The sequence below is a fragment of the Prevotella sp. P5-50 genome (assembly GCF_002251295.1).
In the GTDB taxonomy this organism is placed as follows: Bacteria; Bacteroidota; Bacteroidia; order Bacteroidales; family Bacteroidaceae; genus Prevotella.
In genome coordinates this window covers 84,570-97,339 of record NZ_NPJA01000013.1, presented here as the reverse complement: position 1 = coordinate 97,339, position 12,770 = coordinate 84,570, and the positions used below count along the sequence as shown (strand labels likewise).

General features: G+C 46.2%; 6 protein-coding genes. 1 reads left to right on the top strand and 5 read right to left on the bottom strand.

The features are described from left to right. Positions 1–16: 16 nt before the first annotated feature. Together CIK88_RS02145 and CIK88_RS02140 are read right to left on the bottom strand one after the other, a co-directional pair. Positions 17–1,648 (bottom strand): RagB/SusD family nutrient uptake outer membrane protein, encoded by a 1,632-nt coding sequence (locus CIK88_RS02145; RefSeq protein ID WP_094434218.1) that lies wholly within the window; start codon positions 1,646–1,648, stop codon positions 17–19. Between the two features lie 41 nt (positions 1,649–1,689). Beyond that, a complete protein-coding gene (locus CIK88_RS02140; RefSeq protein WP_094434216.1) occupies positions 1,690–4,995 on the bottom strand; it encodes a SusC/RagA family TonB-linked outer membrane protein in 3,306 nt (1,101 codons plus the stop codon). Between the two features lie 578 nt (positions 4,996–5,573). On the opposite strand from CIK88_RS02140, the gene CIK88_RS02135 reads away from it, so the two are divergent. Beyond that, positions 5,574–5,924 (top strand): MerR family transcriptional regulator, encoded by a 351-nt coding sequence (locus CIK88_RS02135; RefSeq protein WP_094434214.1) that lies wholly within the window; start codon positions 5,574–5,576, stop codon positions 5,922–5,924. 191 nt (positions 5,925–6,115) lie between these two features. On the opposite strand, the gene CIK88_RS02130 is transcribed toward CIK88_RS02135, so the two are convergent. The 3 genes from CIK88_RS02130 to CIK88_RS02120 form a co-directional block, all read right to left on the bottom strand. Further along, positions 6,116–9,388: a S41 family peptidase gene (locus CIK88_RS02130; RefSeq protein ID WP_254046830.1), complete on the bottom strand. Its 3,273-nt coding sequence runs from the start codon at positions 9,386–9,388 to the stop codon at positions 6,116–6,118. A gap of 85 nt (positions 9,389–9,473) precedes the next feature. Then, the gene (locus tag CIK88_RS02125) at positions 9,474–10,448 is read right to left on the bottom strand and encodes a pectinesterase family protein (RefSeq protein WP_094434210.1); all 975 of its coding nucleotides are present in this window, start codon (positions 10,446–10,448) and stop codon (positions 9,474–9,476) included. 43 nt (positions 10,449–10,491) lie between these two features. Next, positions 10,492–12,762 (bottom strand): bifunctional (p)ppGpp synthetase/guanosine-3',5'-bis(diphosphate) 3'-pyrophosphohydrolase, encoded by a 2,271-nt coding sequence (locus tag CIK88_RS02120; RefSeq protein WP_094434208.1) that lies wholly within the window; start codon positions 12,760–12,762, stop codon positions 10,492–10,494. Positions 12,763–12,770 lie beyond the last annotated feature (8 nt).

The window sequence follows — 12,770 nt, the reverse complement described above, 5'->3', positions numbered from 1 at the left end:
TTGATTTAGTGTGTCGTTACTTTTTAATCTCGTAGATAAAACCAGAGTCCTGCATAATGTTACCGCCCTGGTCTTTCACTGCAATACGGTCGTTAGGCTCCAAACCAGAGGTTATTACATCCTGAGGCAGCTGGATGGCACGACGTGGATCGTCAACAGTGAGTGAGTCGGTTACAGCAGAGATAGTGAAACTTGTGTTGGTCTGGCGACGGTAAATCACAATACCATAACGTTTCACGTCCTGCATACGGTATCCTTCGCCGAGTTCCATGATACGACGCAAGTGAAGAATGGCCTGAAGCAGTGCTTCCTGGTCTGAACCCTCGGCATCGATGGTATAGACGGGTTTTACGAAGTGCTTCTTAACGGTGGCTTTCTTTGGAGTGTAATAGTCAACACCATTGTAGAAGTCAACGATTTGCTTCAAGGTGAAGGTCTTCGGATACTTCTGATAAATCTTCATGATGGTGTTGTAGTCATCAACGGCTTTCTGCAGTTCGCCACTCAGCGCATAAGCCTCGGCACGCTCTAACAGAAGTTGCTCAGTGGTGAATACGGCATACTCAGCATGGGCAAATCCGATACCAGCCTGAAGGTCGGTGTATTCAAACTCATAGGGCACCTTGCGATGGAATAGGTTTGCCAATGCGGTGTTACTCCATACACGCTGTTTGAAAGTAGAGTTGGCTGCGCCGAACGGACCCTTAGAGGCAATATCCTCATCGTAGGTGATACGGTAGCTATGAGCATATTTCTCACCGTATAAGTAAGGACCAGAGATGGCTCCCCATTCTGAATATACGGTCTGGAGCAGGAAGTTACACTTCTCGTCGGCAGATACCCAAGCCTCAGGACGAATCTGGTCGTTCATGTTAAGAGCTGCGTAGGCATCCCAATCGCGAGCTTTGGCAGTAGGATCGGCGCCCAATACTTCTGTTGCATAGGTGATGGCCTTGGCGAAGTCGCCCTTGTAAAGATAGAAACGAGCGGCAAATGCTTTGGCGGCATCGGTATTGAAGTGGAACTTAGGTTTGCTGTAGTTGCTGCTAACCAAAGGAAGACCACGCTGCAAATCCTTATCAATCTGACCATAGAGATCCTCCATAGTGCCACGAGTATATACTGTTCCTACTACCTTTTCTGGATGTGTAGGATAAGGCAGACCCAAATCTGTTGAAGCAGTAGCAGGATTGTAAGCCTTACAGAAAACGGTAGAGAGTTGGAACATAGCATAAGCACGGCAGAGCAGAGCCTCACCCAACTGTTCGGTATACTCAGCAGGGCTACCCTTTCCCTCAATCAGGTCAATGGCAGCATTGGCAGAAGCAATGGCGAGGTAATGACGGTTCCAAAGTTCCTGAGGTGATTCATCTTCACCTGTTTCAGTGATGTCTTCCCAGTTGTAAGCCTGAGCCTGAAAACGTGATGCTTCTGACCATGAAGGGTTGACACAGTCATCGGTATTGTCTGAATACATCTCCAGCAGATAGGCAGGGTGTGCGCTGGGGTAAGCACTTACCAATAGATTGCTGACATCGCTTGGAGTCTGAAGCTCCATACGGTTGTCGGGTAACTTGTCGAGCCAATCGTCACACGATGTCAAGGTAAGGCCCAGTGCAATGATTGAAAATCCTATGTATTTTTTCATATTGTTGTTCTTTTGTTTGTTTCGTTATTCCATTACCTTGATTAGAAGCCAACTTTAAGAGTTGCAGTGAACTGCTTGGGCACAGGAGCTGATACACCACCAGAGCGGAAGAACTCAGGATCCTGACCGTTCAACTTCTTGTCGGCATAGATGAGGAAGAGGTTGGTGGCCTGCAACTTCAGAGAGAGGTTGGTCAGAGGCTTAATCCAATTCTTGGGGAAATCATACTGCAGAGAGATTTCCTTCATGCGGATGAAGTCACCCTTGGCGATGCGTACATCTGAGTAGTTGTAGGCATTGTAACCATAACGCAACTGTGAGTTGTTGGTGTACTGTGCATAACTCAAGATGACAGGTACGTTGGTCTTCTTCTCGTCGCCAGGAACCATCCAGCGGTTTTTGAACTCCTTGGTCATAGAACTCAGGTCGTTATAAGTGGCTGAGAATACAGGATCGAGGCGAACGACATTACCAAATGAGTAGGTGATGAAGAGGTTCAGGGTGAAACCTTTATATTTGAAGAGGTTGCCCAAAGAACCCTGTACGGTAGGATCGGTAGGACCTTCATACTTCAGGTAATCAACCTTGTCGCGCTCCTGGAAGTTGATGTTGTCGGTGGTGATTTCTCCTGCTTCGTTGTAGAAAGTAGGAAGACCGTTTTCATCAAGTCCTGCGAAGGGGATAGAGAACAGTGAACGTACGGGATAACCAACGCGGCGTCCACCGAAGTTGGTGATCATATCAATCACACGGTCCTGGCTTGCCAAATTGGTAATTTTGGTCTTGGTGTGTGAATAAACCAAAGAGGTGATCCAGCTGAAGTCCTTCAACTTGATGTTGGTAGAAGAAATAGAGAGTTCCTCACCATGTGATTTCATGTCGGCTGCGTTGGCCCAGCGGATAATCTGACCACCGATACCCTGTGTGGCAACAGGACCGATTTCATCGTAGTTCTTACGAGTATAGATATCAAACGATACGTTGATGCGGTCGTTTAAGAAACCTGCTTCAACACCGAAGTTGAACTCGTTCTTCTTCTCATAAGTCAATTCGCTGTTCTCAAGGTCTGAAAGCTGGATACCAGTTTCCTTATCGCTGGTGAAGATGCGGTAGGGGTTGAAAGCCTTGAATACGTTGGTTGAACTTGTATAAGATGTGGGAGGAGGTGTGGCGGTCAGAGAGTAGCTGGCCTTCAGTTTCAAGTGGGAAATGGTTGGCTCCCATGCTTTGAAGAATTTCTCCTGGTCAACATTCCATGAACCTGCAATGTTCCAAGTCGGTGTCCAACGAGCAGAACGGCTCTTACCCATGGCGTTTGAACCTTCATAACGAACGGTTCCGTTCAACACATAACGGTTGTCGTAACCATAGGTGGCGTTGGCGAAGAAGGCTGCCGAACGTGAGTTGGTGTTTGAAAGTGAATAGTAGTCGGTGTTCTCTTCCAAGCTCTTCTTGAAGAACTGATAGGTGTAGTAAGGAATTTCACCCTTAGCATACTGCATACCCCAACCGTTGAACCATGATCTTGAACGCTGGATTTCGGTTGTCTCCATACCACCGAACAGGTTTACGTAGTGGATGTCGGCAAAGGTATGTACGTAGTTGGCTGTTGCACGGAAGTTGTAGTCGCGCATGCGGTTGTCGGTGCGCTTGTACATACCACCTTCGGGCAGTACAGAAATAGGGAGAGAGTATAGTACGTCTTTATCAGTATAGAGGTACTTGTTGGCATCGCGGATGATGGTGTTGTCCATAGCGCGATAAGCCTCTGCCTGGTTTGAGTTGTCGAGAATCTTATATTCCTGTGAAGTGGTGGTGTATTTCAAAGCACCAAGTACAGCAATCTCCAAATCCTTGATGGGTTTGTATTTCAACTCTGCCTGGAACTTAGCATCGAGGAAGTTGACATCGATGAAGTTGGTTTCCAATTCGTGCAGAATGTTGAAAGCTGCATAGTTACTATGATAATAGGTGTCGGGATCGAGTGCACGTGAAGTGTTCAACGCATAAGAGTATGGGTTGATATCGAAGTCACGCTTTACATTACCTGATACAACATCGACGTCCTGACTCAGAGTACCAGGAGCGCGCTGACTACGGTAACTACCGCTACCGATGATGTTCAGTGACAGGTTGTCGAGAATCTTGTGGTTCACGTTCATGTTCAAGGTGTAGCGGTCAACCTTTGACTGCTTGTACCATCCTGGGTCGGTCATGGCACTGACTGAAGCATAGTAGTTTGACTTGGCTGTACCACCGCTCATGCTGACAGAGTGGTTCTGCTGGATGCTGGTAGAGAAAAGCTCGTCAAACCAGTCGGTGTTGCGGAACTCTGCATTTGCCAAATAGGCATTCTTGGCCTCTGTAGTATTAGCCAAAGCGAAAGCGCCGGTTGATGGATTGTAGGTGTTGATCAACTCATACATCTTACCATATACACCATAGTCGCTACCATTCAGTGTGTTGCTGAGGTTCAACCATCCTTTATCGTACAACTCACGATAGATACCCATCTGATCCTGAGAGTTCAGAATGTTGAAGTTACCATAGGTAGGTTTCAAACGCATGGTGAATTCACCAGTATAGTTGATGTGTGCTGTACCTGCCTTACCTTTCTTGGTGGTTACTACAATCACACCGGCCATGGCACGTGCACCATAAATAGAGGTGGCAGAACCGTCTTTCAGAATCTGGAACGACTCGATATCATCTGAGTTCAAACCTGCAATGGCTGAAGAAATAAGGGTTTCTGGGTCACCTGATGACAATGCATCAGAGTCAATGTCGGTTACGTCTTCCATGATAACACCGTCAACTACCCACAGTGGCTTTGAGGAACCGTAGATAGAGGTGGCACCACGTACACGAATCTTTGGTGCTGTACCGAAGGTACCACTGACGTTCTGTACAGATACACCAGCAGAACGACCTTCCAGTGAACGCGAGATATCGGCGATACCATTAAGAATGGCATCCTCGGCATTCACACGGTCGGTAGCACCAGTAAACAGACGACGGTCGGTCTTCTGCATACCAGTTACAACCACTTCTTCCAGCTCTGCACTGGGGCGAAGGCTGATAGACATCTTGGCTTTAGGAGCCAGTGTCTGTGTTTCCATACCAATGTAACTGACACTAATCTTTTTACCTGCAGGTACTGAAAGACTGAACTTACCATCAGCATCGGTCACTGTTCCTGAGCGCTGGCCCTGAATAATGATCGAAGCACCGATGATTGGTTCACCGTCTTCCTGAGATACTACGGTACCTGTTACTTTTGTCTGTGCCAACACTCCTCCACATAGAAGGAAGATATTGACCAACAAGATAAGCAGTTTCTTTTCCATAAAAACTCTCATTTTGATTAAAAATTAAACATATCACTAAATTATACTCTGAATAACTATTTTGTGTTGTCTCGAATGACAAGCGTTGTGTGATCGTTAATAACTATTTTTGTTCCTATTTAAGTTCTTTTCACAAATTAACATAGTGCAAAAGTACAGTAAATTGTTCTAATTACCAAATATTATATGATGTTTTTTATATAAAGCATGAAAAATACCACGAATAAGGTAGAAAATCAAAGGTAAAAGCATGAAATCGTAAGATAAAACATGAAATTAACAAAAAAATGTTAGTTTGCAAAGATTGGTTAAAACCGTGTGCCGTTTTTTACATATTTTAGGTATCATAATATTAGAATGGCATGGAAATTTGATTTTTTGTTCACTTAATCGTATCTCTGCAACATAGTTGCGAAGATACTCACGTTCGGAAAACCTCAAATAAATTTGGTTTTTCGCTCACTTAATCGTATCTCTGCAACATAGTTGCGAAGATACTCACGCTCGGAAAACCTCAAATAAATTTGGTTTTTTGCTCACTTAATCGTATCTTTGCAAAGAAATAAACCGATACGATTATGGCACTCAACTTGAACAAGAATCTGAAGATGTATTATTCTATCCGCGAAGTGGCGGCTATGTTTGACGTTAACGAAAGCACATTGCGCTACTGGGAAACTGAATTTCCTACGCTCAAACCAAAAACTTCGGGACCGGCAAAGATACGACAGTATCAGCAAAGTGACATCGATCTGTTGCGCACAATACATAATCTGGTGAAGGTGCGCGGTTTTAAGATTGCTGCAGCCAAGAAAATTCTCAATTCCAACAAACGAGGTACTGCCAACAAAACTGATGTATTAAGTAGGTTGATTGATATCCGAACGGAATTGCAAGCACTGAAAAAACAAATGGACTATCTTGTTTGAGATGGTCCTTTTGTTTGAATATAAATCCTCATGAACAATTCTTTTTGTTTGAATACATATATATATTGAGTCCTAATGGTCGAATTGGGTGAACTCAATATGATTATGACCGGTTGAAATTGAAAAACGCCCCAATCCATATAGAGGAGTTGGGGCGTTTTATATATTTATAGGTATTTGTGGATGGAATCCTACAATCCTGCTTGACGCATCATCTCACGAACAGCAGTCTCCAACTGTGGGTCGCGACCGTTGATGAAATCTTCGGGGGTGTTGTAAACCTCGATGTCGGGCAAGAGTTCTTGGTTTTCCATATAGTTGCCACGCATATCCTTCTTGCCAATCTGCGGAATACCGAAAACGAGGGTGGGGTCCATCTGGGTTTCCCACCATACACTGGTAGCTGTACCTGCCACAGGTGTACCGATGAGTTTGCCAATGCCCAGTTCGCGATATACCCAAGGGAATCCCGAACCGTTACTATAGCAGTCTTCATCCATCAAGATGCAAGAGGGAGCTACCCATTTGTTGAGTGGGTCACGTCCCACATATTTGCCACGTGGTACGAAGTTGTGATAGAGTTTCCCGCTGAGCAGGGTGCAGAGGTCGTCGTGAAGCCAACCTCCACCATTGTGGCGCTCGTCAACAACTACAGCCTTGCGGTTGCGGTTCTTGTCGTTGAGCAATTTGCTATATACCTTGCGGAAGTTTTCGCTGTCCATAGATTCTACATGCACGTAAGCAACCTGTCCACCGGAAATGCTATCTACCAAGTGTTCGTTGTGTTCTACCCAACGTTTGTAGAGCAGAGTCTGGAGTTGGCCTTGGCTAATCGCTTTCACGTTGATGGTCTTACGCTGTCCGTTACGGGGATTGTAGATGCTGAGGCGGACAGACTTTCCTGCTTTGCCGTCGAGCATCCAGAAGTAGTCGGCACCTGCTTTGATTTCATGACCATCGATGCTCTCGATGATGCATCCTGCCTTTACTTCAGAACCATGAAGTGCTAATGGGCTGCGTTTGATGACTTCTTCGATGCGCAGTCCGTTGCCATCATATTGCTGGTCGATGAACACTCCGAGACTTGCAGTCTTCAATGTGGCACCAGCAGTGCGGTAACGTGCACCAGTATGTGAACCATTGAGTTCACCGAGCATCTCGCTCAACATATCACGGAAGTCGTAGTTGTTGTTGATATGTGGGAGAAAACGTGCATAGATGTCACGATAGCCTTCCCAGTCAACACCATGCAGTTCGGGATCGTAGAATTTCTCTTTGACTTGTCTCCAAGTGTGGTCGAACAGATATTGGCGTTCTTCATAGCCACGATAGTTGGATGGTGCATCAAACTCGACAGTCTCTTTCTTGTTTTTCGCAAGGTCGAGTTTCTTGATGCCTCTTGACAACAGATAGATGTGCTTGAATGAAGCGTCAGCCTGCATATTGCCATAGCCCACATTCTTCATCACCAGTTCGGTCTTTTCTTCAAGGAGGTTATGACACCAGAGGTCGTAACCGTCTTCGAAACGTGACTGATAATAGAGCGTGTCACCCTTAGGACTGAGTATGGCGTCGCCCAGATGACTTGAGTTGACGGTGAGACGGATGATACGGTCCTGACAGTTGTCAAGGTCGAATACCAATGGTTTGACGGCAGGCTTTTGAGTGCCCTTGTCGGTTTTGCTATTCTTGTTGTTTTTGCTGTTTGCTTTTGCAGATTTGCTCTGGCTGTTGTTTGCCTTGCGAGCTTCTGCCTGCTTCTTATCGTAGATTTCCTTCTCCTCTTTGCTCATTAGGAAGCGCTCGTAGGCTTCTTGGTCGAGGAACATGATGTATTCATCGCTTTCAGCTCCCCAACTGCCATGACTTCTATAACCGGCACGGTCGCTCTGGTAGATGATGGCTTTACCACCCAATGCCCACCGAGCATTGTCGTCGCTATAACCGCTGTTGGTCAGGTTGAATACGGGTTTCTGACCTGAAGCATCAACCAGTGCTACATCGGGACTATGCCATCCACCGTTGCCAATATAGCTTGCCAACAACCAACGGCTATCGGGACTCCATTCAAACCATAGGTCGCCATCGGTATAGCTGCACTGATATTTTCCATCGAGCACGGTGCGTACCGAACGACTGGCGATGTCGAGTACACGCAGGTCGCCACGGTCTTCGAAGAATGCCAGTTGTTTACCATCGGGACTGTACTTTGGCTGTTGTGAAATATGTTGTCCGTCGGTGAGACGTTCTTCTGTCAGATTGCTGCTATAGGTAAACTGTGACTCTGATTTCTCTGTCAGTGTAGTGCGGTAGATCTGCCATACTCCATTGCGCTCAGAAGAATAAGCAAGGCTGCGTCCATCAGGTGAGAACGAGAGGTCGCGCTCCTGTTCTGGAGTATCTGTAATCTGACGAGTAGTGCTGTAGTCGATGGCTGTCACATAGACATCGCCATGGAGAATGAAGGCAATCTCCTTGTTGTTGGGAGAAAGGCAAATCTCTGTTGCACCAGAATGTAGTATTCTGCGCACTACGCTACGGTCGTTGTTGTCGGTTGTGATATTGATATTGACCTTACGTTCCTGTCCGTTCTGCATGACATAGATTTCGCCGTCATAAGCATAGCACAAAGTGCCCTTCTTGTCAGCAGTAAGGAATCGTACGGGGTTCTTGGTATGATGGGTCAGTTGCTGTTCGCCACTGCCATCGGTATTGCGCTTCCATACGTTGAAAGTGCCGTCTTTCTCACTCAGATAATAGAATGAACGACCATCGGGAGCCCATACCGGATTGCGGTCTTCGCCACGGAAGGAAGTCAGCTTGGTGTATTGTCCTTTGCAGAGCAACCAGATGTCGCGAGTAATAGCCGACACATGGTGTTTGCGGAATGGGTCTTCATATCCTTTCACATCATGATAGAGCACATCGCCATTGGCATTGATGCTTGGCTGTTCCATGGTGATGGTGGAGTAGAGTCGTGGACGTCCGCCAGTAGTACTGACCTCATAAACCTGAGGGAAGGTGCTGCTTGCGAGTTGGCTCGACAAAACGGCAGGCATCATATTGGCACTAAAGAGTACGTGTTGTGCATCGCTAAATACCAATGGAATCTCATTGCCACTATGTGTGGTGAGTCGGGTAGGCGTTCCGCCGGTAGCCGGCATGATATAGACATCGAGACTACCTTCGCGTGCAGAGGCAAAGGCAATGTTTGTTCCGTCAGGACTCCATACCGGATAAGCATCATAGGCACTGTTGGTCGTTAGCTGACGGGCATTGCCACCATTAGTTCCCACTGTAAAAATGTCGCCTTTATAGGAAAAAGCGATGGTCTGTCCGTCTGGTGACAGGGCGCAGAAACGCAACCATAGCGGTGTTTCAGCACGTGATGACAGAGGCATGGCCATTAAGAACAAGGCCATGAACAAGCGGCAAGCCGCTGAAAACACGTTGTGCATAGTCATAGTTTTTTTTGATAAGTAATTGATATTGATAGTAATGATTATGACGGAAAAGCTCGGACTCTGTCACACTATCCCTCCGTTAGCTTTAGGGTAGGGGCGTCCAGTTGTCGTTGCGAGCAAAGACATTAGCCACTGTGATTTTCTGTGCTTCCTTCTTGGTGAGTTGTTTGCTCCATGTGGCACGCTTGCCGGTGGCAGCACCTTCACCTTGGTTGTTGTATTCCATGTAACGTGCGGTCTGTTTAGCCTCTTCGCGCCAATGATGCCAACCCTCTGGACGTATCTGTTGAGGCAACTGGCAGTTCATGAAGAGTGTATAGCCATAGTCTCTCCATGGACGTCCGAGATATACTTTTGTTACATCGGGTGCTGTAGTGATGCGACAGTTGTTGAAGATGTAACCGTAGGTCACCTCTTTTGGCGTTGAAGCCGCTGTGATATATGAATTAGCTTTGCAGTAGATGTCGCAGTTTTCAAACCATGCTGTTGAAGGACCGAAGATAAAGTCGGTAGTACCTTCTATATAGCATCCGGAAAAATAGAGGCGTGTGCTGGCATTACCTGTATAGATGGTGTCTTGATGTCCCAAGAATCGGCAGTTGACAAAAAGCAGGCAGTCACCTTCGGTATGTAGGGCTACAGCCTGTCCGAGTCGTGCAGAATTGTTCTCGATGGTAATGTTCTTCAAAGTGATATGACTACCTCCTATGCGCAAGGTATAGGTACGGAAAGTTCCCATGCCTTTACCGATTTCTGGTAGATATACGTTGGCATGGTCATCCCATGTGATGATGGTATTGTCTCGGTCTTCTCCACATATTTCTATATTGGTGAGCCACTGTGGAACGGTGAGCTTCTCTTTATAGATACCCTTTTTGACATAAATCACTTTGTGATAGTCCATAAAGGCGCGGCACACCTCGATAGCTTCTGCCACATTGCGGAAGCGTCCCGTACCATCACGTGCCACTACGATGGTGTCTGGGTTGTCAAAATTCTCTTTGGCCTCCATACCGACTACGGCACATAAGGCATAAATCATGCAGATTAGTTTTTTCATGTTGTATAGCAGTTTGATGTTCAGTTATAGTCCATACCGACGATCACATAATCTGTGACACGTCTTTGACGTCCTCAATCTTCTTGAGTTTATCCATGATAATCTTGGCATCCTCTCTGTCGTGGACGCGCAGTTCGATAGATCCATCGAAGAGACCTTCCTCGCTGGTAATAGAGAATTTATGGATATTGACATTGAGTTGTGAGGATATGATGCTTGTGATATCCATAACGATACCGACACGGTCGATACCTTGTATGCGGATGCATGCATCGAAGAACAGTTTCTTGTGCATATCCCATTTGGCATCGAGTATGCGGTTGCCATAGCTGGTCTTGAGCTTTGCAGCCACAGGACAGGCACGCTTATGTATTTCGATGCGGTGCTTGTTGTCGATGAATCCCAGGATATCGTCACCAGGAATAGGGTGGCAGCAATGTCGGAACTTATATTGTCCGATATTGTCGTCGGTGATATAGATTGGTTTCTTGCGGTTGAAGTTTTCTGGAACCACAAAGAATTCCTGTTGTGTGGTATTCTCTTTCTTCTGTTGCTTGCCACGTCCGAGGAACGGTACGAGTCGTCGCCAACCTTTTATAGTGCTTGGATTGTTCTTGCCGTGCAGTTCGTCGAGGTCTTTTTCTCCCAGCAGAATAGTCTTCTCTCCCAGTGCTTGAAGCAGTTCCTCGCGGTTTTTCACTTCATGGAACGCAGCGAGTTTATCAATGGTAGCAGCGGTATTCTCTATCTCGTTCTTGGTCAGGAAGGCATTGAGTATTTCTTCGCCTTGTTTCTGCATCTCTCTGCCGTCACGTCTGAGTATGGCTTGTATCTTAGCTCTTGCCTTGGCGGTAGATACAAAGTTGATCCACGAAGGTTGTACGTGTTGTGATTTCGATGTCAGGATCTCCACTTGGTCACCACTGTTGAGTTTATGGCTCAGCGGTACCAGTTTATGATTTACCTTTGCGCCAATACAGTGAGAGCCCAAGAAGGTGTGTATGCTGAATGCAAAGTCGAGTGCTGTACATCCTGCAGGCATCGTTTTGATTTCACCTTTCGGTGTAAACACAAAGATTTCCGATGCGAAGAGATTGAGTTTGATAGCATCGAGGAAATCCATAGCATCGGGTTGCGGGTCGTCAAGAATTTCCTTGATGGTACGCAACCATTCATTGAGTTCGCTCTCATCTTCAGTGTATTCGTTCTCTTCGCCCTCTTTGTATTTCCAGTGTGCGGCAAATCCCTGTTCTGCAATTTCGTCCATACGGTCGGAGCGAATCTGCACCTCAATCCATCGTCCTTGTTTTGACATCAGGGTGACATGGAGTGCTTGGTATCCGTTGGCCTTTGGGTGGTTGAGCCAGTCGCGCAATCGGTCTGGGTGCGACTTGTATATCTTAGAGATAGCAACATAGATGTTGAAACATTCGTTGACCTCCTCCTCACGTTTCTCAGGTGTGAAGATGATGCGCACTGCCAGTATGTCGTAGATTTCGTCGAAGGTCACATGTTTATTCTGCATCTTATTCCAGATGGAATATGGTGTTTTGACGCGTTCTTTGATTTCATACTTGATACCCATCTTCTTGAGTGCCTCTTCGATAGGAGCTGTAAACTGGTCGAAGAGTTCTCGGCGTGATGCTTCTGTAGATGCGAGTTTAGCCTTGATGCTATTGTATTCGTCGGGATGTTCATACTGGAAACTCAGATTTTCCAGTTCCGATTTGATTTTGTTCAGTCCCAAACGGTTCGCCAATGGTGCGTAGATATACAGTGTTTCTCCTGCAATCTTGTATTGTTTGTTGGCAGGTTGCGACTGCAGTGTGCGCATATTGTGCAGTCGGTCGCATATTTTGATGAGTATGACCCGGATGTCATTGCTCATAGTGAGCAAGAGCTTCTTGAAGTTTTCAGCTTGTGCCGAAGCCTGTTCACCGAATATACCTCCACTGATTTTTGTCAGTCCATCAACAATTTGTGCAATCTTCGAGCCGAAGATGTTTTCTATATCTTCGGTGGTGTAGTCTGTATCTTCCACCACATCATGCAGCAATGCAGCACATATACTTGTAGAACCGAGTCCCACTTCTTCGCATGCGATTTGTGCTACGGCGATAGGGTGCATGATATAGGGTTCCCCCGACAGTCGGCGGACACCTTTATGTGCTTGTCTTGCAAAGTTGAAAGCCTTTGTGATGATGTCCACTTTCTTGCGGTGACGTGATGCCAAATACGTATCCAACAAGTGTTGGAAGGCTCCGTTAATCAATTCATTGTCGGCTGTTTCCTTGTTTTTGATGTCCTCGTCCATTGTCGTTT